Below are 23,413 nucleotides of genomic sequence, written 5' to 3'. Positions count from 1 at the left end.
ATGAAAAATACAAATTTTCCTATTACAAATATTAAACACTTAATACCTCAAAAAGAGCCTTTCGAAATGGTAGATACTTTGTTAGGTTTTTCTGAGACAAGTGTTGCGTCCTCTTTCAAAATCACAGAAAACAACCTTTTTCTAAAAGACAATCTATTTTTAGAACCAGGAATTATAGAAAATATGGCACAAACTGTAGCATTACACACAGGTTATGATTATTTTCTTAGAGACGAACCCGCTCCCACAGGCTATATAGGATCAATAAAAAAAGTAGAAGTTTTTTATCTTCCCAAATTAAATGAGACTATAACTACCGAAGCCGAAATCTTACATGAATTTATGGGAGTTACTATGGTTAAAATTGAAGTATTTAACGCCAAAAAAGAAGTGATCGCTTCTGGACAAATGAAAACAGTTATTGCTAGTTAATGGATAAAGTCAAAACATTAGATATCGCTAAATTCCTGCCACATCGAGCACCATTTTTAATGGTAGACAAAGTGCTATCTATTGATGATGAACATGTAGCAACCTCTTTTGATATAAAACCAGATTGTATTTTTGTTAACGATACTATTTTCAGTGAAATTGGTATGGTAGAAAATGCTGCTCAAACCTGCTCTTCAATCGTTGGCAAAAGTTATTTTGAAGAAGATGACCTCGAAGGTGAAGGCACAAAACTTATTGGTTTTATTAGTGCAATAAAAAAAGTCGTAGTGCATAGCTGCCCCAGTATAGGGGAGACAATAGTTTCTAAGGCTGTTTTAAAATCCCGATTCGACACCGAACAATACAGCATGTGTACATTAGAGTGCACTATCCATGAAGCAGATAAAGAATTATTATCTTGTGAAATGAATTTATTTATTCAGGAAATGAAATAGGTGTACTATGAAAAAAAGTGACATTCCACAAGATAAAGGCAGCTTAAAGTCTGCAAAATTTAAAGAATTATGCTATGCCGTTAATGAAAATGGAGAGTATACAACTGCAGGCAGCAGTGGATGGACTCCTAAGACTATTGCATTAAACAATGCGCTACAGGAAATAAACGAGCGTGTAGAAAAAGCAAAAATTAAAGTTTTAAATAATCAGACAAGCCCCATAGAATATTATATGGAACTACATAAAATGGACATTACTATTTTAGCTAGTTATGTTGGTCTATGGAAATGGCGGGTTAAAAGGCACTTTAAACCAAAAGTGTTTCATAAACTATCACAAAAAATATTACAAAAATACGCTGACATTTTCGAAATCACCGTAGATCAATTAAAACACATTGAACATGGAAATTAATTTTACACACCATCAATCTGCACACTGCGAAAATGGTGTTGTGTCTAATTTAATGAAGCATAATGGCTTCAATGTTAGTGAACCTATGGTCTTTGGTATCGGATCAGGCCTATTGTTTTGCTACATACCGTTTTTAATGGTAAACCATGCTCCTGCTCTTACATATAGAGCAATGCCTGGCTTTATTTTTAAACGATTTGCAAAAAGAGTTGGAATAAAAATAAAACGAGAAAAATTTAAAAACCCTCAAAATGCTAAGGCACGTTTAGACGAAAACCTTAACAAAAACAACCCTGTAGGGCTTCAAGTTGGGGTATATAATCTAGTATATTTTCCCGACGAATACCGTTTTCATTTTAATGCTCATAACTTAGTTGTTTACGGAAAAAAAGAAGATTCGTACTTAATTAGCGACCCCGTAATGGAGACCGTCACAACTTTAACAGCAAAAGAACTGGAAAAAGTACGTTTTGCCAAAGGTGCTTTCGCTCCTAAAGGGCATATGTATTATCCTATCGATTTTCCTAAAGAGTTGAATTTAGAAAAAGCCATAGTTCGAGGAATTAAACAAACCTGTAGAGAAATGCTTGCACCTGTACCTATCGTTGGAGTTAAAGGAATTCGAACAGTTGCTAAATTAATTCGTAAATGGCCGAAGAAGAAAGGCACAAAAGTGGCCAATCATTATTTAGGACAAGTAGTTAGGATGCAAGAAGAAATAGGAACCGGAGGTGGTGGATTTAGATATATCTATGCTGCATTCTTACAGGAGGCAGGTAAAGTATTAAAGAATGATACATTAATCGAGTTATCTACAGAAATGACTGCAATTGGTGATTCGTGGAGAGATTTTGCTTTAGATGCTTCTCGTATATACAAAAACCGAAGTGCAAAAGATGATGCATATAACGATGTTGCTTCGCAATTAGATGATATAGCAAATCGAGAAGAAGTTTTCTTTAAAAAACTAAAGAAAGCTATTTAATAGTAAAATAAAGCATGATTAAAATTGAACAATTATCTAAAAAACATAAAGGTGCAGAAGCATATTCTGTATCAGATTTAGATTTGTTTATCGATGAAAAAGAAATTTTTGGACTACTTGGTCCAAATGGCGCAGGAAAGACTACATTAATTTCGTTGTTATGTTCTTTAATAAAACCTACATCAGGATCATTTACTATAGATGGTTTAACCTATAAAAATCCCAATCAATTAAAACAACTCATTGGTATTGTACCACAAGAATATGCTTTATATCCGGCATTAACTGCGAATGAAAACCTTACCTATTTTGGTAGTATGTATGGTCTAAAAGGGCAGTTATTAAAATCTAAAATAAGCCAGGCGATTGAAATATTAGGTCTATCTAAGTTTGCTAATAAAAAAGTGAGTACGTTTTCTGGAGGGATGAAACGTCGTATTAATTTAATCGCTAGTATATTGCACGAGCCCAAAGTATTATTCTTAGACGAACCAACTGTTGGGGTGGATGTACAATCTAAAAATGTAATTATTAAATACTTGCAACTCTTAAATAAAAAAGGAACTACTATTATTTATACATCACATCATTTAAATGAAGCTGAAGATTTTTGTACCAGAGTAGCTATTATAGATCATGGGAAAATAATATCTCAAGGACAACCACAAGAATTAATTTCTAATCAAAAAAATGCAAATAACCTCGAAGATGTATTTTTAGCCTTAACCGGAAAAGCTTTAAGAGATCATGCATAAATTATGGGCTTCTACATATAAGGAATTCTTATTACTCACCAGGGATATTGGAGGTATTGCAATTTTATTCATAATGCCTATTGTACTAATCATCACGATAACAATAATTCAAGACAGTAGCTTTAAAACGATTAGCGATACTAAGATTCCTATACTTCTTGTAAATAATGATAATGGTCGTGTTTCTGAGACTATAATTAGTAGCTTAACAGCGTCCAATACTTTTGAGGTCATTCAAAAAGATAAAGAACAAGAAGCCAGAGACCTGGTATTTAAAGGAAATTATCAATTAGCGATCATCATTCCAGAAAAATTATCATCGGATTTAGACAAAAAAGTCAATCAGAATGTAGAAGGGATTTTATCAAAATTTGGTTTGGAGGAAGAAGAAGAGAAAGAAGTTCAACCAGAAGAAACTATTTTAAGCAAAGAGGTTAGATTATATTTTGATCCGGCAACTCAACTTACCTTTAAAAGTTCTGTGAAAAATGGTATCGATAAGATGATTTCTAAAATAGAAACACAATCTATATACAAAGCTTTTCACGAACAAGTATCAGAAGATGATACCGAGGTTATTTTTGAAACCGATAATTTTATCAGTTTTAAAGAAATAGTTCCAAAACAAGGAGACAAAGAGATCATACCCAATTCGGCGCAGCACAATGTACCAGCCTGGACTTTATTTGCCATCTTTTTTATTATAGTACCTTTATCTATAAATATTGTAAAAGAAAAAAATCAAGGAACTTTTGTACGATTAAGAACAAACCCTGTATCCTATGCAATAGTATTAGGGGGGAAAACAGTCGTCTATTTGGCTGTTTGTCTCATACAATTTACTTTAATGCTAGCAATAGGAGTGTTTTTATTTCCTAAATTAGGTTTACCAACATTAGACGTGTCGGGAAGAATATTTAATCTGTTTATTGTTGCTTTTTTTGCAGGTTTAGCCGCGATAGGATTAGGATTATTGTTAGGAACGGTTGCAAAAACGCAAGAACAATCTGCTCCATTTGGGGCAACCTTTGTGGTTATTCTAGCTGCTTTGGGAGGTGTTTGGGTACCTGTTTTTGTAATGCCAAAATTCATGCAACTGTTATCAAATATTTCACCAATGAATTGGGGCTTAAATGCCTTCTATGATGTATTTTTGCGAAATGCCAGCTTTATAGAACTTGTTCCAGAAATAATATTACTTTTATTATTTTTTATAATAACAGCTTTAATTTCTATTGTTTATAATGAAAAGAAAAATGCAGTCTAAAAATAACAAAGAGATAAGTTTCACCAGCCAGGTTAGAGTACGTTTTGTAGAAACTGACCCCTTAGGAATTGTCTGGCATGGTAATTATATTCAATATTTTGAAGATGGTAGGGAAGCTTTTGGAAGACATCATGGTATTTCTTATTTAGATCAAAAAAAATTTGGTTATGCTACGCCAATCGTAAAATCTAGTACAGAACACAAGCTACCTTTACGATATGGAGATATTGCTACCATAAAAACAATTTATGTAGATAGTCCAGCTGCTAAAATGATTTTTAGATATGAAATTTATAACCAAAATCATAAATTAGTCTGCACAGGAGAAACCGTACAGGTATTTGTTGGAGATACAGGAAGTGGTGATTTATCACTAACAATTCCATCTTTCTTCATCAAATGGAAACAAAAAGAAGGCCTTATAAAATTGAATGAGTAAGATTTACGCTTCATATAATAACATAATATCATCGCTTGGCTTTGACAGTCAAACTGTTGTACAGAATATTCATAACGAGAATTCGGGCTTACGACTTATCGATAATAAAGATCTGCTGCCTGATCCATTTTATTCTTCAATAATAAATACAGAAGATTTATATACCGATTTTAAACAATTAAATAATGAAGGGCAGTTCACACGTTTAGAACAGATGATGATTTCTTCGTTAAGCAAAGTTATTAAAGCATCTAAAATACCCTTAACAAATCGTGTTGGACTTATTATATCTACTACCAAAGGTAATATTGATGCCTTAAATAAAAACAATGAATTCCTAAAAGAACGAGCTTATTTAAGCTCCTTAGGAAAAGTGGTCCAAGAAACATTAGGATTTAAAAATGATGCTATTGTTGTTTCTAATGCATGTGTTTCTGGAATTTTATCTATTGCAATTGCAAAACGCTACATTAACCATGGTACCTATGATGATGTTTTTATTGTTAGCGGAGATATGGTAAGTGAATTTATAATAACTGGTTTTAATTCATTTCAAGCGTTAAGTAATGAACCCTGTAAACCTTATGACAAAAACAGAACAGGGGTTAATATAGGAGAAGTAGCTGCCAGTATTTTAGTTACTAATAATAAAAAAGGGCTACCAAAAGAAGCGGTTGCTATTTTGGGTGAAGGTTCTTGTAACGATGCTAATCATATTTCGGGACCTTCCCGAACTGGTGAAGGTTTATTTCGAAGTGTACAATCTGCTTTCAAAGAAGGGAATGTCACCCATAACGATATTGATTACATTTCGGCCCATGGAACAGCAACACTGTTTAATGATGAAACAGAATCGATTGCATTTGACAGACTTAATTTAAGCAAAGTACCATTAAATAGTTTAAAAGGCTATTTTGGACATACATTAGGTGCCTCAGGATTAGTTGAGACTATTGTTGGGATGTATTCATTAGAAAAGAATACATTATACACCTCATTAGGGTTTAATGAACCGGGAACATCAAAACCTTTAAACATTATCACAAAAACCACCCCAAAACAATTACATATTTTTCTAAAAACCGCCTCCGGATTCGGAGGTTGTAATACCGCAGTTATATTTCAAAAAGTAAAATAATTTATTCTATAAAGACATGCCAATCCAAACAATAAAAGCTATAGACGCAATTCAGGAAGCTCAAAAAATAGCTTTTGCACCTTTTGTTTTTCAAGCCACAGTTTCACTAAGAAAACTGGGAGTTCTAAATCTTATTTTTGATAGAAGAAAAAACGGAGGAATTTCTATAGAAGATATTTCTAAAGAATTATCTATTAGCATATATGGCATTGGTGTTTTATTAGAAATCGCCGAAAGCTCAAATATTGTTAGTAAAAATAGTGATGACAAATATGAGATTACTACAATTGGTTATTTTTTGACGTATAATAAAACGGTTGATGTTAATATTAATTTCACAAATGACGTCTGCTATAAAGGGTTATATCATTTAAACGATTCTATTAAAGAAGGAAAACCCGAAGGCTTAAAAGAATTAGGAAATTGGGATACCATATATGAAGGCTTATCACAATTAGATCCCGAAATACAAAAATCCTGGTTTGAATTTGATCACCATTATTCTGATGACGTATTTCAAGATGCTTTAAAAATTGTTTTTAGAACTAACCCAAAAACTATATTTGATATTGGAGCCAACACGGGTAAATTTGCTATAAGTAGTTGCGAATTTAGTGAAACAGTTTCTATAAAAATGATCGACTTACCCGGTCAATTAAACAAAGCACTAGCTAATGTAAAAAACAAAGGGTTTGAAAAACGAGTTTCTGGTCATGAAATAGATTGGTTATCAGAAAACCCACAAATTCCTAATGATGGAGTAGATACGATTTGGATGAGTCAATTTCTAGATTGTTTTTCTGAAAAAGAAATCCTTAAAGTTTTAAAAACCTGTGTTAATTCTATGGATGATACGACTGAGTTATTAATCATGGAAACTTTTACAGACAGACAAAAATTTGATAATGCCAAGTTTATCCTAGAAGCTACATCATTATACTTTACAGTATTGGCAAATGGAAATAGTAAAATGTATCCTGCTACTGTTTTTACAAAATTAATTGATCAGGCAGGATTAATAATAAAAGAAGATTTGGTTGTGGGAGAATACCATACCATGTTTGTCTGCAAAAAAAAGTAATCGATTTATGGAGTCTGGATTTTATATAAAATCATTCTGTCACATAAAAGATAATAAAGTCTCTTTAAACGGATCTGTTATATATGACGATAAAGGTGCTTTAGATTTTTTAGAATTTATTAAAGCAGCTTATAGAAGTTTTGATATTAAATATCCTAAATTCTTTAAAATGGATGGGTTAAGTAAACTTGCATTTTTGGCATCAGATCTTATCCTACAAAAAGAAAAATTAAATATAGAAGACGAAAATAACATTGCTATTGTATTTTCAAATAAATCATCCAGTTTAGATACCGATGAAAAACATCAGGAATCTATCCAAAATAAAGACAATTACTATCCAAGTCCTGCCGTTTTTGTTTATACATTACCCAATATTTGTATTGGTGAGATTAGTATAAAATATAAACTTCATTCTGAAAATAGTTTTTTTATCTTTGACAGCTTTAATGCTGAATATTTATCAGACTATACAAATAGTCTTTTATTAGCAAATAAAGCTGATGAAGCCCTTTGTGGCTGGGTAGAATTTGATGGGGTGGCATATGACGCATTTTTATACTTGGTTTCTAAAGAAGGAACCACAACACATACTAAACAAAATATAGTAAATTTATATAATACATAATATGGAGGTTTTAAAACAAGAACTAAAGGAAAACATTATTGAGCAATTAAATCTTGAAGATATTGCTGTTGAAGATATTGCTGATGACGATATTCTTTTTGGTGATGGTTTAGGTTTAGACTCAATTGATGCATTAGAGTTAATCGTAATGCTAGATAAAAACTATGGTATTAAATTAACCGATCCTAAAGAAGGGCGTGAAATTTTTGCATCTATAGAAGTAATGGCAAAATATATTTCTGAGCATAGAACAAAATAAATTTTAGTTGTATTTAAATGAGTAAAGGTGTTGCTATAACCGGAATGGGAATAATTTCTGCTATTGGAAACGATGTCACAGAAAATTACCAATCGCTTATTAATGGTAAAAAAGGAATCTCCAGGGTTTCCAAAATTAATACCATACATAAAGACGATATTATGGTTGGTGAAATCGCATCTACAAATCTGGAGTTAGAACAACAACTAGGTCTAACTCCTGATAATAATTACTCAAGAACAGCTTTATTAGGTGCTATTGCTGCTAAGCAAGCAATACAAGATGCCGGAATCTCTGATATCAATACCTATAAAACAGGATTAGTTTCGGCGACCAGCGTCGGTGGGATGGATATGACAGAGACTTACTATTATGATTATCTTGAAAACAAAAGCACCCAAAAATATATCGAAGGTCACCATGCCGGAGATTCTACTCAAAAAATCGCAGAGCAGTTAGGGATCAAAAAAAGCCTGGTAACTACAATAAGTACGGCTTGTTCTTCTGCTGCAAATGCTATAATGTTCGGTGCCCGATTGATTAAATCAGGAAAACTAGACAGAGTTATTGTTGGTGGTGCAGATTGTTTATCTAAGTTCACCATTAATGGATTTAAAACCCTAATGATCTTATCTGATACCTACAATACTCCTTTTGATGAAAATAGAAAAGGTTTAAATTTAGGTGAAGCTGCCGCTTTCTTAGTACTAGAATCTGATGAAGTGATTGCTGCAGAAAAAAAAGAAGTATTGGGATATGTTAAAGGATATGGCAATGCAAATGATGCCTATCATCAAACTGCATCTTCAGAAAATGGAGACGGAGCTACTTTAGCAATGCAAAAAGCTTTAAAAGTTGCAGCATACACAGCAAATGATATTGATTATATTAATGCACACGGAACAGCAACAGGAAATAATGACCTATCTGAAGGGCGTGCTATTCTAAGAGTTTTTGGTGAAGAAATTCCCGATTTTAGCTCTACAAAAGCGTATACAGGACATACTTTGGCTGCAGCAGGAGCTATCGAGGCTGTTTATGCCGTATTAGCCCTTCAACATAATATCATCTATCCTAATCTCAATTTTAAAACTCAGATGAAAGAGTTTGATATTACACCACAATTAGAGCTCAAAGAAAAAGAATTGCACACCGTGTTGTCTAATTCCTTAGGTTTCGGAGGTAATTGTTCTACAGTAATTTTTTCAAAAGAACAATAGCAAAATTGTAAACAAAGGTTAATACCTATATGCAAAAACTGTTTAATTAAAGAGATATGAGTGCAGTCTATATAACCGGTGTCGGATCTATTTCATCTCAAAAAACTTTTGACAATACTGAGTTTTTGAAAGAAATCCTCACCTATACAGATAATGTGATTTCTGTGGTTAACCCTAATTATAAAGAGTATATCCCACCTGCTGCAGCACGTAGAATGGCAAAAGGCATTAAAATGGGAGTTGTTGCATCCAGAATTGCATTGAAAGACGCAAACATAGAAAATGTTGATGCCATTATTACAGGAACAGGAATGGGATGCGTTAGGGATTCAGAGAAATTTGTTAGTGCAATTATAGATAATGACGAACAATACCTCACCCCTACTTCATTTATACAATCAACTCATAATACAGTTGGTGGGCAAATCGCTTTAGGGCTTCAATGTAAAGGCTACAATTTTACATATGTACATGCAAGTGTATCTTTTGAATCGACATTATTAGATGCCCAATTACAATTAGAAAATAATGAGGCCGATACTATTTTAATCGGAGGTGTTGATGAACATGGTGATCATACAATTACCATTCACAAACTTATTAATCACATTAAATTAGAAAAAACCGAATCTACTAAGGTATTGGATTCTAAAACAGAAGGTGCAATATTTGGAGAAGGTGCAAATTTCTTTGTAGTATCAAATAAAAAACAAGATTCGAGCTATGCCGAAGTTATAGCAGTACAAACTTATAATACATTATCAGAAACGGAAGTCTCTCATACAGCTCAACTATTTTTAAAGGATAATGACTTAGCTATTGATGATATAGATGCTATTGTATTAGGAAATAACGGAGATGTAAAATACGATACATTTTACAATGAGTTAAGTTTAAATCTATTCAAAGAGACACAACAGATATATTACAAACATTTATGTGGTGAATTTAATACCGCATCGTCTTTTGGGGTATGGTTGGCTTCAAAAATTTTAAAAACACAAGAGTTACCAGAAGTAGTTAGGTTAAACAAAAAATCAACATCAAACTTTACTACTATTTTATTATACAATCAATATCGAGGAGAGAATCATAGCTTCACTTTACTGCGTAAATGCTAAATTTTAAATACGTCAATAGAATAACAGCACTCGCTTTTTTGGTTTTACACATAACCAATTACTCATTAGAAATACCAGTATGGTCTTATTTCTTATTAGCATTTATATGGTTAATTATTACTATGGCTGGTTCTGGGCTTATACAATGGAACTATCATTTTACTTCTCTTAATGTAAATAGAGATATAAAAAATAATCAAATTGCCATTACTTTTGATGATGGACCAAATCCCGAATTCACACCGCAAGTCTTACAACTCTTAAAACAGTATAATGCAAAAGCTACTTTTTTTTGCATTGGCAAACACATTGAGATGTATCCCGAATTGGTTAAAGAAAGTATCAAACAAGGCCATGTTATTGGTAATCATACGTATTCACACCCTAACTCTTTTGGTTTTTTAAAAACAGAAGAGGTAATTTCAGAATTACAACAAACCAATGCCATAGCAAAAGAAGTAACCGGGTTAGCTATGCGGCTATACAGACCTGCTTTTGGTGTAACAAATCCAAGAATTAAAAGAGCATTAAAAGTCACAGAATTACAACCTATTGGATGGAATGTCAGGTCCCTGGATACAACATCCAGAAGTTCGGATAAAGTACTAAAACGAATAACAAAAAAACTATCCAAAGGTGATGTCATTTTACTTCATGATACAAGTTCAAAAACAATTATTGTTTTGGAACAGTTATTGTTATTTTTACAACAACAAAATATAGAATCGGTTACAATAGATTCTTTATTTAAGATAAAAGCATATGCCTAAAATTGTTTATTTAATATTATTTATAGCCACTACTCTATCTGCTCAAACTAAAATGAGTACTATAGAAGCTGATGCCTTAAAAACAAAAGTAAAAGCTCTTGCTACTACAACAAAAACTATTTCAAGTGATTTTATACAATACAAACACCTGGATTTTTTATCGAATGATATTATCACAACAGGAAAACTTGCTTTTAAAACACCAGATGTTGTAAAATGGGAATATGTAAAACCTTTTAAATATTCTGTGTTATTTAAAAACAAGACACTATACATTAATGATGAAGGCAATAAAAGTAACATTGATATTGGGTCTAGCGAGCAGTTTAAGCAATTGAACAAACTTATTATTAATAGTGTAAAAGGAGATATGTTTAATGATGATGAGTTTAGTATTAGTTATTATAAAAACCAAAGTAATAGCGAAGTACATTTTAACCCCAAAGACAAAAAATTCGAAAAATTCATTAAAGCATTTCATATTACATTTAACTCCAAAGGTGATGTTGTTGAAGTAAAAATGATAGAGCCTTCAAACGATTATACGAGAATAGTATTTAGCAATAGAGTCTTAAACACCCCTTTGGCAGATGAGATATTTGCTCATTAGTTTTTGTTTTATATGTATAGGATGTGCTTCCTATTCAAAGAAAAACAATTTCATCAAAAGAGAAACATCTGATATAGAAATAAGAAATTTATATTTTTCAGATAAGGCACAAGACTATGTGTATAAGGCAAATATTGAAGTTTACAAAAAACATTTTGGTGGGATTTTTATTGTAAAAAAAATTGAAGATAAAAATCATCGCATTGTCTTTACTACAGAAATGGGAAATAAAATTTTTGACTTCTCATTTATTAATGAAGGCTTTACAGTAAATTACATCTTAGAAGATTTTAATAAAAAGATTTTAATAAACATTTTGAAAAAAGATTTTAAAGCATTGATTGAAGAAACTCCTGTGCTTTTAAATACGTTCTCATACCAAAACGATGTCGTTTTTGAAACTGAAATTAATAATGATAAACATTATTATTACAATACAAATAATGAAATAAATAAAATTGTAAGGACTGGAAATAGAAAAGAAAAAGTAGTTTTTACATTTTCAGAAATTAGTGACACTATTGCAAATCTAATTACGATTGAGCATAAGAATTTAAAGCTTAAAATTAATTTAAAATCAATTCAAAAATGAGAAATCTTTTATTAGTCATAACCTTTCTTGGTGTTTTTGGGACGGTTTCTGCACAAAGCAAGACATCTTTTGGATTAAGAGGCGGAGCTAACATTTCGGATCTTTCAAATGCCAATTTAGAAACTAAAGCAGGTATTTATATAGGAGCTTTTTTAAATATTAGATTTTCAGAGCTATATGCTCTTCAACCCGAAGTGGGATATTCTAATCAAGGTGGTAATAACAAATTTTCAAATGGAGATGATCTCGAAATCCATTACGTTTCAATATCTGCCACCAATAAATTTTTCGTTAGAAATACAGGATTACATTTAATAATTGCACCAAGTCTTGATTTTGATTTTGATGACACCCCAGTAAGTCTTGTAAACAGAGAAGAAGGTAATGATATTACCTTTGTAGATCTTTCTATTGCTGCTGGTCTTGGTTACGAATTTAAAAACGGAATTGGTATAGAAGCTAGATATAAGCATGGTACACTAGATGTATTTTCTGGTGATTTCCATGATTTTTCAACACAATCGATATACGAAGAAAAAAATCAATTTAATCGTGTTTTTCAAATTGGCCTATCGTATAGATTTAATTTCTAATTACTTATGTTACTAAAAGATTTTTACACCGCAAATACATTAGAGACTGTTGAAAATATGTCGACAGCAACTATTACCATCAACAAAAACCATAAAATTTTCAAAGGGCATTTCCCAGGGAATCCTGTAACACCAGGTGTTTGTATGATGCAAATCATAAAAGAATTAACAGAAGGTATTGTAGATAAAAAACTATTTATGCAATCCTCTAGTAATATCAAATTCATGGCCATCATAAATCCGGAAAAAAACCCAGATTTAGTTTTAACTTTAGATATTACCAAGACAGATGATACTTATAAAGTAAAAAATGTAACTACATTTGAAGATACAGTTGCTTTAAAATTAACTGCTAATTTTAAGACAAAGTAAATTTAAATATAAAACGAACATTAAAAATATTTTTAATTTTTAATGAAAGAATGTGGTGACTACGCTCATTCTCAATTTTATAATTAATATATTATCAAATAATTACCAAAACCTAACCGTGTGAAATTTTTAATTGTTTTCATATCATTATCTCTTACCATTCTATCGATAGATCTGGATACCATTAGAATCGCGTATAAAGAAGCTGCTCATGACAAGACAAAAGTAGCTGCACTTAATGAGCAACTTGCATCGGTAAATAAAGAAGATAATATTGTTTTAGTGGCTTATAAAGGAGCTGCTATCACATTGCAAGCCAAATATGAAAAAAGTATAAAAGAAAAAAGACGGTTGTTTATAGAAGGAGTTACATATATAGAATTTGCTATAGAAAAATCACCAAATGCTATCGAACCTCGTTTTATACGTATAGGAATACAAGAAAATACTCCTAAATTGCTAAAATATAAATCCAATATAAAAGAAGACAAATTATTTCTGCTTAAACAATACAAGACTATAAAACCCAAAATTTTAAAAAAGCATATCGGTGAGTATATTTTGCAATCGAAAGCTTTTAGTGATGAAGAAAAAGCAGTAATTTTAGTTCCTTAAAAATTGAAACACTTCAATTGAGTGATAAAAGAGTTTACAAAACAAAAAATCGACCTATTCAACGTATGTGTAATAATTCCTACCTATAATAATTGCAAAACATTACGACGGGTTATAGATGGTGTATTACTTTACACTAAAAATATTATTATTGTAAACGATGGGGCCACAGATACTACTCAGGAGATATTAAAAGAATATCCTCAAGTTCAACAAATCCATCTGCCAAAAAATAAAGGAAAAGGTAATGCTTTACGTGTTGGGTTTGTATCTGCACAAAAACAAGGTTTTAAGTATGCAATTACGATAGATTCTGATGGGCAGCATTTTCCTGAAGATATTCCAGCTTTTATTACAGCTTTAGAAAAATCAGAAAATAAAAATATCTTACTCATTGGTGCCAGAAATATGAGCCAGGAAAGCGTTCCTAAAAAAAGTAGTTTCGGAAATAAGTTTTCTAACTTTTGGTTTTGGGTAGAAACCGGTACAAAACTTCAGGACACACAATCTGGGTATAGATTATATCCACTAGAAGAATTAGCAAAATTGAATTTTTATACTTCAAAATTTGAATTTGAAATAGAAGTTATTGTAAAAGCAGCCTGGAGTGATGTAATTGTAAAAAATATTCCAATACAAGTATTATATGATGAAACCGAACGGGTATCACATTTTAGGCCTTTTAAAGATTTTACCCGAATAAGTATTCTTAATACCTGGTTGGTTACGGTGGCTTTTTTATATATAAAGCCGAGAAATTTATTCCGGAAAGTTAAAAAAAAAGGAGTAAAACGTTTCTTTTTTGAAGATTTCTTAGAAAGTCAGGATTCCCCACAAAAAAAGGCATTATCGGTAGCTCTGGGAGTTTTCATAGGGGTGTCACCTCTATGGGGGTTTCATACAGTACTCGTGCTCTTTTTAGCTGTCGTTTTAAAACTAAATAAGGTAATTGCTTTTGCTTTTTCTAATGTAAGTTTGCCCCCTTTCATTCCTTTTATCGTTTTTATGAGTTTAAAAGTCGGTAGTTTTGTTTTAGGAGAATCTCAACCATCATTTACCAATATTGGTGAAAATTTTGAAATGATAAAAAGTCTAAAAACCTATATTGTAGGTAGTTTTACCTTAGCCATAATTTCTGCTTTTACTATAGGGATTTTGGCATATGTATTTCTTATCATTTTTTATAAAAAAAATAATGCATCATAATGGATAACTTTTTTTATAGTTTATATACATCTATTGTTTCCAAAAAAGTTGCAAGCTTTGGAATATTTGTACTCATTATTTCGGGTTTATTATTTATAGCTTCAAAAATTCAATTTGAAGAAGATATCACCAAATTGATTCCTACAAATGATAAAACTTCTGAGATTCAAAAAGTATTAAAATCAGTAAATTTTGCCGATAAAATTATAGTAAATATCACACGTCAACCGGGAGGATCGGTTGATGATATCACTCAGTATGCAGCACAATTTATTGATAGCGTTACTCTAAGATCTGGTAAGCACATTACCCAAATCCAAGGTAAGGTCGAAGAAGAAGATATTTTTAACACTTTGGATTTTGTGTACAAAAATCTTCCTCTTTTTTTACAAGAAAATGATTATAAAGACATTAAAAATAAAATTCAAAAAGATAGTGTTGAGGCTATCACAAATAGTAATTATAAAACTTTAGTTTCTCCTACAGGAATCATTGCAAAAGATAATATTTTAAAGGACCCCTTGGGGTTATCATTTATTGCCTTAAAAAAATTACAGCAACTTAGTTTTGGTGATGATTTCACATTGCACAATGGTTTTTTACTTAGTAAAGATCAAAATCATGTTCTATTATTTATAACTCCTAAATTAAAATCTAGCGAAACAGCCAAGAATGCTGCGTTTGTAGAAGATCTTTATCTAATAAACAATCAACTCAATGGTCTTTTTAAAGATAAAGTACAAAGTGAATATTTTGGAGGTGCTTTAATCGCTGTAGCAAATGCTAAGCAAATAAAACGCGATATCCAACTAACCATTAGTATTGCTATTACTATTTTATTGATCATACTTATCTTCTTTTATAGAAAAATTACTATTCCGATTATTTTATTTGTTCCAACAATTTTCGGAGGGTTATTAGCTATTGCTTTATTGTATTTAATTCGCGTAAAAATTTCTGCAATATCCCTGGGTATTGGCTCTGTACTGCTAGGGGTTACTTTGGATTATTCACTTCATATTCTAACACATATAAGAAGTACTACCAATATAAAAGCTGTTTACAAAGAAATCACTACTCCGGTTTTAATGAGTAGTTTAACAACAGCTTTAGCATTTTTATGTTTATTATTTTTAGAATCACAAGCCCTTCAAGATTTAGGTATTTTTGCAGCAATTAGCGTTGTCGGGTCCTCTTTTTTCGCATTAATTTTTATACCTCAAGTATATAAAAGCACTTCTCAAAAAAAGCCAAAAACAACATTAATCGATAATGCCGCTCAATATCCTTTACATAAAAACAAATGGGCAATTATAGTATTAACGTTGTTACTAATTGTAAGCTTGTTTACCTATAATAAAGTACAGTTTAATAATGACATTTCTAAGCTAAACTTTGAGCCACAAGAGCTAAAAGATGCACAATTAAGATTAGATGCTCTGACTAATATTGCTTCAAAATCAATTTATCTGGCAGCCTATGAAGATTCGGAGCAAGGTGCTTTACAAATAAATGACAAGATTTTCGAAAAGCTACAAATACTAAAAGCTGAAGGAAAAGTAATTGATTTTAGCTCGATTGGATCTTTAATTTATTCAGAAAAAGCTCAAAAAGAAAGAATTTCGAGATGGAATTCTTTCTGGAACACTAATACCATAGCAGATACAAAAGCTAATCTTATTGAAAGCGGAAACAAATTAGGTTTTAAACCTAATAGTTTTAATGCTTTTTACACCCTCTTAGAATCGAATTTCAAGCCTCTTAAAATTACAGATTATAATGCTTTAAAAACAATTTCTATTGCAGATTATATAACAACAAAAGATGATTTCATCACTGCAACAACACTCGTTAAGGTAAAAGATGAAAATGCGCAACATATAGTTGATATTTTTAAAGATCAGCCTCAAACTATTGTTATTGACAGGAAACATATGAATGAAACTTTTTTAGGGAATCTAAAAAATGACTTTAACAAACTAGTAGGTTACTCATTAATTGTTGTGCTGCTTATCCTTTTATTATTTTATAGAAGTTTATCTCTTACCCTAGTGACAAGTATTCCTATAGCGATCACATGGTTGCTAACAATTGGTATAATGGGATTATTTTCATTAGAGTTTAACATCTTTAATATTATAATTTCAACTTTTATTTTTGGTCTTGGGATTGACTATAGTATTTTTATGACTAATGGGTTACTACATGAATATAGAACCGGGGAAAAAGCATTAGCAACTCATAAAACATCAATTATTTTATCTGTTATCACTACTATTTTGGGAGTAGGTGTTTTAATATTTGCTAAACACCCTGCGCTATATACGATATCATTACTTTCTATTATCGGCATATTATCTGCAATTGTTATTTCATTTACAATTCAACCTCAATTATTTAGACTTTTTATTGGAAGTAAAACAAAAAGACCGATAACACTTAGGTTATTTATACATTCTGTTCTTTCTTTTTGTTATTATGGTATAGGAGGCTTACTACTTTCATTATTTAGTGTATTTCTGATAAAAATTATCCCGTTACCTAAAAAAATGAAAATGAAATGGTTTCATAAAATAATGTCAAAATTTATGGGATCAGTACTATATACAAACCCTTTTGTACGTAAAAAAATCATTAATCAAAGTAATGAAACCTTCGAAAAACCAGGGGTTATCATTGCTAATCATACTTCATTTTTAGACATCTTGGCAATAGGAATGTTATATCCAAAAATTATTTTCCTGGTAAATGATTGGGTGTACAACTCTCCTGTTTTTGGAAAAGCAGTTCAATTAGCAGGTTTTTATCCAGTGTCTAGTGGTATAGAGAATGGATTAGATCATTTAAAGAAGAAAGTTGATCAAGGCTACTCTCTTATTGCCTTTCCTGAAGGGACAAGATCTAATACCAATAAAATTAAACGATTTCACAAAGGAGCATTTTATCTTGCAGAGCAATTTGGGTTAGACATCATTCCGATACTTATTCACGGAAATTCCGAAGTGCTCCCAAAAGGAAGTTTTATTATTAAAGATGGTAGTATAACTATCAAAATACTCGATAGAATAAAAGCAAACGATACTAGTTTTGGCGAAAACTATGCTAGAAAGACAAAGCAAATCGGGGCGTATTTTAAAAGTGAATTTGGAAAACTTAGAAATGAGATAGAACATGATGCCTACTTTAATAATATTATTCTTGAAGAATACCGATACAAAGGTGACTCTCTATATAAAGAAGTACTAAACGATCTAAAAATTAATAAAGAAATTTATAAAATAATTATAGACACAGTCGGAAAAAAAGAAACTATACTTCATATTTCAAAAGATTCTGGTCAATTAGATTTCCTATTATCTCTAGATAGTCCAGACAGAAAGATTATTAATTATATAGAAAACAAAAACACTAGGGATATTGTTAAAAACAGCTATATTACTAATAATCATAGTAAAATTATTTGTGTCGATAATTTAGAAGAAACAATGGCATATGATGCAAGTGTTCTTATTATAAATTTAGCTACAATTACACAAAATGAATTAGAAAAGGTACTAAGCAGTAAAATTAATCTGTTAATTTTACTAAAAGAAGGTCAAAATATACATACACAGATAATTACTAATTTGGGATTCGAGATCGATCACCAAAAGAATAATCTGGTTATTTTAAAAAACAAAGAAAATTAAAGAATGAAAGAGCATTATGATATTGTAATTATCGGAAGTGGTTTGGGTGGTTTGGTTTCTGCTATCATTTTAGCCAAAGAAGGCTATAGTGTATGTGTGTTAGAAAAAAACAATCAGTATGGAGGAAATTTACAAACCTTTGTAAGGGATAAAACTATTTTTGATACAGGAGTACACTATATTGGCGGCCTTTCTAAAGGACAAAACCTATATCAATATTTTAAATACATTAATATCGTTGATGACTTAAAATTAAAAAAACTAGATGAAGACGGTTTTGATATCATAACTTTTGAAGGTGATGAAAAAGAATACAAACATGCTCAAGGATATGAAAATTTCATAAAAATTTTAGTAGATCAATTCCCAGAAGAGGAAGAAGCCATTATAACCTATTGTGATAAATTAAAAGAAACATGTCTTAAATTTCCGCTTTACCAGCTAAAACAAGGTAAACCTTACTTTGATGATACTGAAATTTTTGGTCTCAATGCAAAATCTTATATCAATTCCCTTACAGATAACAAAAAACTACAAGGAGTTCTTGCAGGAACAAATTATTTATATGCCGGGGATAGTGATCGTACTCCTTTTTATGTACACGCTTTATGTATTAACTCATATATCGAAAGTTCATATCGGTGTATAAATGGAGGGAGCCAGATTACAAAAGTTTTAATTAAAAGATTAAAAGAATATGGTGGTGAAACATACAAACACCATGAGGTTACTAAATTTGGATTTGATGATGGTAAAATCAGTTCTGTTACCTGTAAAAATGGTAAAGAAATAAAAGGAGATTTGTTTATTTCTAATATTGAGCCAAAACTCACTTTAAAATTAGCAGGAGAGGATAAATTTAGAAAATCATATGCCAATCGAGTACATAAGATTGAAAGCACAATCGCCGCTTTTACATTATATATCGTATTAAAACCTAACACTTTTGCTTATCAAAACAAAAACTTCTATCATTTTAATCATCCAGATAGGGTTTGGGATACACAAAGTTATACACAGGAAAGTTGGCCAGAAGGATATATGATGACTATGGGGATTAATAAAAACACAGATGAATATGGTGATAGTATTGCTGTAATGACATATATGCGTTATGAAGAAGTTGAACCTTGGGAAAACACATTTAATACGGTAGCTAATAAAAATGAAAGAGGACAAACCTATGAAGAATTTAAAGCTGAAAAAGCTGAAAAAATTATTAATGCATTAGAGAAAAAATTTCCGAATATAAGAGATTGTATTCAAGAAACATACACTTCAACACCATTATCCTACAGAGATTATATCGGTAGTAATGAAGGATCGATGTATGGTTATGTCAAAGATGTTAATAAACCTATGCACTCTTTTTTATCTCCAAAAACCAAAATTAAAAACTTAATGTTTACTGGCCAGAGTTTAAATATGCATGGTATTTTAGGAGTCACTATTAGTGCAGTCACTACTTGCTCAGAAATAATCGGTAAAGATTATTTACTTGATAAAATACTGGAAGCCAATAAAGAACAAAAAACTATTTAGGCAATGGGAAAAATTAAAATAACGAGCATCTAAAAAACAAAGAAGTATGTTCTCAAAAACATCTTGTTGTACAAAATGGCTGTGCTTTTTTGCACTCCTTTTTCTATTAATGTCGTGTGGCGTTTCTAGATCTATAAAGGATATTCCTGATGTTAGTGCCTATTCTTCTTCTATTGAAGAAAGAATTAAAGTTTCGGATTCTGTTTTTACTATCGGGAATAGTTTTCTTAGTAAAAACAAACAAGGTTTATGGGAACTTTATGTAGAAGGAGATCCTTTGCAAATAGGCTTACAAACCGGGAGTCTAACACAAGAATTATTTAAAAAGCAAGAACATGCTTTTCTATCTAAGGTTGGAGAATTAGTGCCTTCAAAAACAAAACAATATTTATTAAGAAAAGTTGTAGCCTGGTATAATAGGAAAATGTATTTACACATTCCTGCAGAGTATAAAGCAGAAATATACGGACTTTCAAAATATGCATCAAACGATTATAATCATATAGCAGAGAACTATCTAAGAATACTATACCTTCATGGTGCGCATGATATAGGGCATGCTTTGCAAGATTTAGCATTAGTAGGGTGCTCTTCATTTGCCGCCTGGGGAGAAAAAACTGTAGATGGTGATTTGATCATTGGTAGGAATTTTGATTTTTATGCTGGTGATGACTTTGCCAAAGATAAAATCATTGCTTTTGTAAGTCCAACAGAAGGCCATAAATTTATGTCTGTAACCTGGGGAGGAATGATTGGTGTGGTTTCGGGAATGAACGAACATGGACTTACAATAACTATAAATGCAGGAAAATCCAAGATCCCTTTATTAGCAAAAACACCAATTTCAATTTTGGCCCGTGAGATTTTACAATATGCTTCAACAATAGATGAAGCAATAGCAATAGCAAAAAAACGAGAAGTTTTTGTATCTGAATCAATATTTATAGGAAGCGCAAAAGATAAAAAGGCAATTACTATTGAGGTTTCTCCCAAAAACTTTGGTGTTTATGAAGTCTCTAACTCTAATCAATTAATTTGTTCTAATCATTTTCAAAGTGAGGCTTATTCTGATGATCAAAACAATATAAAACATATCGCAGAAAGTCATTCTCAATATCGTTATAAAAGAATGCAGGAGCTATTGCAACAACAACCAAAAGTAACACCACAAATTGCTGTTGATATTCTAAGAAATAAAGAAGGATTAAACAACAAACAGATTGGATACGGTAATGAAAAAGCTTTAAATCAATTATTAGCGCATCATGGTATTGTTTTTAAACCAGAAGATCGTATGGTTTGGGTATCATCAAGCCCATATCAATTAGGAGAATTTGTTGCCTATAATCTCAATGATATTTTTAATAAAAGACAGACAAAGGCAGCATTATCTCAATCTGAATTAAATATTGAAAAAGACTCTTTTCAATTTACTAAGGCATATAAAGATTATGAAAACTACAGGCGATTAAGTAAGGAGATTCAAATAGCAATTGACAACAAAAAAATGTTGGATCCTTCTTTTATTGGAGATTTTCAGAAGACCAATCCAGAGTATTGGGAAGTATACTATTTAATTGGTAAATATTATTACGAAAAAAAATATTATACCGCGGCATTACATGCTTTTGAGGAGGCAAGTAAAAAAGAAATTACGACAGTTCCCGACAAACGTGAAATCGATTTGTATATTAAAAAATTAAAAAGGAAATTAAAACAATGATTCCTGAAATAGAAAAAGCATCGTTGGCTCAGATCAAAAAAGTACAAGAGCAAGAATTAAAGAAATTAATATCTTATTTAGATACGCATTCTACTTATTATCAAAGTGTTTTTGCAAAGCATAATATTCTTCCTTCGACGATTAATACACTAGAGGATTTAGTAAAAATACCAGTTACTACCAAAGAGCAATTGCAACAGTTTAATGATGATTTTATCTGCGTACCAAAAAGCGAAATCATAGATTATGTTACTACTTCGGGAACTTTGGGAGAACCTGTTACTTTTGCATTAACAGATAATGATTTAAAAAGGCTAGCTTATAACGAAGCAATTTCTTTTGCCTGTGCTGGTGTGCAAAAGGAAGATGTAATGCAATTAATGACAACCATCGATAGGCGTTTTATGGCGGGACTAGCCTATTTCCTGGGCGCTCGAGAATTAGGAGCAGGAATCATACGCGTAGGAGCTGGAATCCCTGAATTACAATGGGATTCTATTTTAAAATTTAAACCTACCTACCTAATCGTAGTTCCCTCATTTTTATTGAAACTAATTAAATATGCCAAAGAACACGATATTGACCTCAATGCTTCTGGGATAAAAGGCGCTATTTGTATAGGAGAATCTCTTAGAAATCAAGATTTTTCGTTAAACACACTTGCAAAAAACATAAAAGACACCTGGAACATCGAATTATACTCTACCTATGCATCTACAGAAATGAATACCGCTTTTACAGAGTGTAGCGAGCAACAAGGTGGGCATCATCATCCAGAGCTTATTATTGCAGAGATTCTAGACGACAACAACAGCCCTGTTTCTCCTGGTGAGGTAGGAGAACTTACCGTTACTACTTTAGGAGTAGAAGCAATGCCTTTATTGCGATTTAAAACAGGAGATATGATCAAGGCACATACTTCAAGTTGTGCATGTGGGCGCAATACAATGCGTTTGGGGCCAGTAGTAGGAAGAAAAAAACAGATGATCAAGTATAAAGGAACAACCTTATACCCTCCCGCCATGGATAATATTCTCAATGATTTTAATGAGGTAGAGAATTATATCATCGAAATTTTTCATAATACAATAGGTACAGACGAAATTTTAATTAAAATAGTTACAAAAACCCCTACAGAAGAATTACTTCATGATATAAAAGATCATTTTAGAGCAAAGTTAAGAGTATCTCCAAAAATTGAATTTCACGATAAAAAAGATATTCAGAAACTTCAATTTCCTAAGCTAAGCAGGAAACCTGTAATTGTTATTGATAAAAGGGAAATGGAATAATGTCTTTTCTGATTTATGGAGTACTCCTACCTCCAAAGAAATCTTGCAATCTCTAGATTGATTTTAGCTATCTTCGACAAACAATAAGATACTCATAATGGCTACAACATATCCTGTATAAAATCATAATGGTGTTGTAGAGTGTTGTGTTTTGATTTCTCATAAGAAGAAAACTATTAATCTATAGGGTGACTAAGTAGTAAATCAACATTAC

Annotated in this window: 24 protein-coding genes; all 24 read left to right on the top strand. The window is 31.3% G+C overall.

Going from position 1 to position 23,413, the window contains the following annotated elements:
• The 24 genes from Z054_RS0120965 (at nt 1) to Z054_RS0120850 (ending at nt 23,199) form a co-directional block, all read left to right on the top strand.
• A complete protein-coding gene (locus Z054_RS0120965; RefSeq protein ID WP_024771995.1) occupies nt 1–432 on the top strand; it encodes a hypothetical protein in 432 nt (143 codons plus the stop codon).
• Nucleotides 432–887 carry an ABC transporter permease gene (locus tag Z054_RS0120960; RefSeq protein ID WP_024771994.1) on the top strand — a complete coding sequence of 152 codons (456 nt, stop codon included), beginning with the start codon at nt 432–434 and terminating at the stop codon, nt 885–887. Before Z054_RS0120965 ends, Z054_RS0120960 begins: the two co-directional genes overlap by 1 nt.
• Nucleotides 888–894: 7 nt before the next feature.
• Nucleotides 895–1,302: a hypothetical protein gene (locus tag Z054_RS0120955; RefSeq protein WP_024771993.1), complete on the top strand. Its 408-nt coding sequence runs from the start codon at nt 895–897 to the stop codon at nt 1,300–1,302.
• Complete coding sequence (locus Z054_RS0120950) at nt 1,292–2,287, top strand: BtrH N-terminal domain-containing protein (protein WP_024771992.1); 996 nt, start codon at nt 1,292–1,294, stop codon at nt 2,285–2,287. Before Z054_RS0120955 ends, Z054_RS0120950 begins: the two co-directional genes overlap by 11 nt.
• Nucleotides 2,288–2,301: 14 nt before the next feature.
• The gene (locus Z054_RS0120945) at nt 2,302–3,042 is read left to right on the top strand and encodes an ABC transporter ATP-binding protein (RefSeq protein WP_024771991.1); all 741 of its coding nucleotides are present in this window, start codon (nt 2,302–2,304) and stop codon (nt 3,040–3,042) included.
• A complete protein-coding gene (locus Z054_RS0120940; protein ID WP_024771990.1) occupies nt 3,035–4,309 on the top strand; it encodes an ABC transporter permease in 1,275 nt (424 codons plus the stop codon). Before Z054_RS0120945 ends, Z054_RS0120940 begins: the two co-directional genes overlap by 8 nt.
• Nucleotides 4,287–4,748, top strand: coding sequence for an acyl-CoA thioesterase (locus Z054_RS0120935; RefSeq protein WP_152538635.1), 462 nt, complete (start codon nt 4,287–4,289; stop codon nt 4,746–4,748). Before Z054_RS0120940 ends, Z054_RS0120935 begins: the two co-directional genes overlap by 23 nt.
• Complete coding sequence (locus tag Z054_RS0120930; RefSeq protein WP_024771988.1) at nt 4,741–5,886, top strand: beta-ketoacyl synthase N-terminal-like domain-containing protein; 1,146 nt, start codon at nt 4,741–4,743, stop codon at nt 5,884–5,886. Before Z054_RS0120935 ends, Z054_RS0120930 begins: the two co-directional genes overlap by 8 nt.
• A gap of 16 nt (nt 5,887–5,902) precedes the next feature.
• The gene (locus Z054_RS0120925; RefSeq protein ID WP_024771987.1) at nt 5,903–6,967 is read left to right on the top strand and encodes a methyltransferase; all 1,065 of its coding nucleotides are present in this window, start codon (nt 5,903–5,905) and stop codon (nt 6,965–6,967) included.
• Nucleotides 6,968–6,974: 7 nt separating this feature from the next.
• Nucleotides 6,975–7,595: a 3-oxoacyl-ACP synthase gene (locus Z054_RS0120920; RefSeq protein ID WP_024771986.1), complete on the top strand. Its 621-nt coding sequence runs from the start codon at nt 6,975–6,977 to the stop codon at nt 7,593–7,595.
• Between the two features lies 1 nt (nt 7,596).
• A complete protein-coding gene (locus Z054_RS0120915) occupies nt 7,597–7,854 on the top strand; it encodes a phosphopantetheine-binding protein (protein WP_024771985.1) in 258 nt (85 codons plus the stop codon).
• Nucleotides 7,855–7,871: 17 nt separating this feature from the next.
• Nucleotides 7,872–9,074 carry a beta-ketoacyl-[acyl-carrier-protein] synthase family protein gene (locus Z054_RS0120910; RefSeq protein WP_024771984.1) on the top strand — a complete coding sequence of 401 codons (1,203 nt, stop codon included), beginning with the start codon at nt 7,872–7,874 and terminating at the stop codon, nt 9,072–9,074.
• Between the two features lie 56 nt (nt 9,075–9,130).
• A complete protein-coding gene (locus tag Z054_RS0120905) occupies nt 9,131–10,195 on the top strand; it encodes a beta-ketoacyl synthase N-terminal-like domain-containing protein (protein WP_024771983.1) in 1,065 nt (354 codons plus the stop codon).
• Entirely contained in the window at nt 10,189–10,965 is a 777-nt protein-coding gene (locus Z054_RS0120900; RefSeq protein ID WP_024771982.1) for a polysaccharide deacetylase family protein, read from the top strand. Before Z054_RS0120905 ends, Z054_RS0120900 begins: the two co-directional genes overlap by 7 nt.
• Entirely contained in the window at nt 10,958–11,575 is a 618-nt protein-coding gene (locus Z054_RS0120895; protein ID WP_024771981.1) for a LolA family protein, read from the top strand. The genes Z054_RS0120900 and Z054_RS0120895 overlap by 8 nt, the downstream gene beginning before the upstream one ends.
• Nucleotides 11,556–12,167 carry a hypothetical protein gene (locus tag Z054_RS0120890; RefSeq protein ID WP_024771980.1) on the top strand — a complete coding sequence of 204 codons (612 nt, stop codon included), beginning with the start codon at nt 11,556–11,558 and terminating at the stop codon, nt 12,165–12,167. The genes Z054_RS0120895 and Z054_RS0120890 overlap by 20 nt, the downstream gene beginning before the upstream one ends.
• Nucleotides 12,164–12,760 (top strand): porin family protein, encoded by a 597-nt coding sequence (locus Z054_RS0120885; protein ID WP_024771979.1) that lies wholly within the window; start codon nt 12,164–12,166, stop codon nt 12,758–12,760. Before Z054_RS0120890 ends, Z054_RS0120885 begins: the two co-directional genes overlap by 4 nt.
• Before the next feature lie 6 nt (nt 12,761–12,766).
• Nucleotides 12,767–13,132 carry a 3-hydroxyacyl-ACP dehydratase gene (locus Z054_RS0120880; RefSeq protein WP_024771978.1) on the top strand — a complete coding sequence of 122 codons (366 nt, stop codon included), beginning with the start codon at nt 12,767–12,769 and terminating at the stop codon, nt 13,130–13,132.
• A 120-nt stretch (nt 13,133–13,252) separates the two neighbouring features.
• A complete protein-coding gene (locus Z054_RS0120875; RefSeq protein WP_024771977.1) occupies nt 13,253–13,747 on the top strand; it encodes a hypothetical protein in 495 nt (164 codons plus the stop codon).
• A gap of 21 nt (nt 13,748–13,768) precedes the next feature.
• A complete protein-coding gene (locus tag Z054_RS0120870) occupies nt 13,769–14,953 on the top strand; it encodes a DUF2062 domain-containing protein (RefSeq protein ID WP_024771976.1) in 1,185 nt (394 codons plus the stop codon).
• Nucleotides 14,953–18,642, top strand: coding sequence for an MMPL family transporter (locus tag Z054_RS0120865; RefSeq protein ID WP_024771975.1), 3,690 nt, complete (start codon nt 14,953–14,955; stop codon nt 18,640–18,642). The genes Z054_RS0120870 and Z054_RS0120865 overlap by 1 nt, the downstream gene beginning before the upstream one ends.
• Before the next feature lie 3 nt (nt 18,643–18,645).
• Nucleotides 18,646–20,184 (top strand): phytoene desaturase family protein, encoded by a 1,539-nt coding sequence (locus Z054_RS31385; RefSeq protein ID WP_024771974.1) that lies wholly within the window; start codon nt 18,646–18,648, stop codon nt 20,182–20,184.
• Between the two features lie 46 nt (nt 20,185–20,230).
• Nucleotides 20,231–21,907 carry an acyl-CoA--6-aminopenicillanic acid acyl-transferase gene (locus tag Z054_RS0120855; RefSeq protein WP_024771973.1) on the top strand — a complete coding sequence of 559 codons (1,677 nt, stop codon included), beginning with the start codon at nt 20,231–20,233 and terminating at the stop codon, nt 21,905–21,907.
• Complete coding sequence (locus tag Z054_RS0120850) at nt 21,904–23,199, top strand: phenylacetate--CoA ligase family protein (RefSeq protein WP_024771972.1); 1,296 nt, start codon at nt 21,904–21,906, stop codon at nt 23,197–23,199. The genes Z054_RS0120855 and Z054_RS0120850 overlap by 4 nt, the downstream gene beginning before the upstream one ends.
• The last annotated feature ends 214 nt before the right edge of the window (nt 23,200–23,413 follow it).

The sequence above is a fragment of the Aquimarina macrocephali JAMB N27 genome, from assembly GCF_000520995.1.
GTDB classification, from domain to species: Bacteria; Bacteroidota; Bacteroidia; order Flavobacteriales; family Flavobacteriaceae; genus Aquimarina; species Aquimarina macrocephali.
Note: the sequence above shows the minus strand (reverse complement) of the source record. Positions and strands in the feature narration are given on the sequence as shown.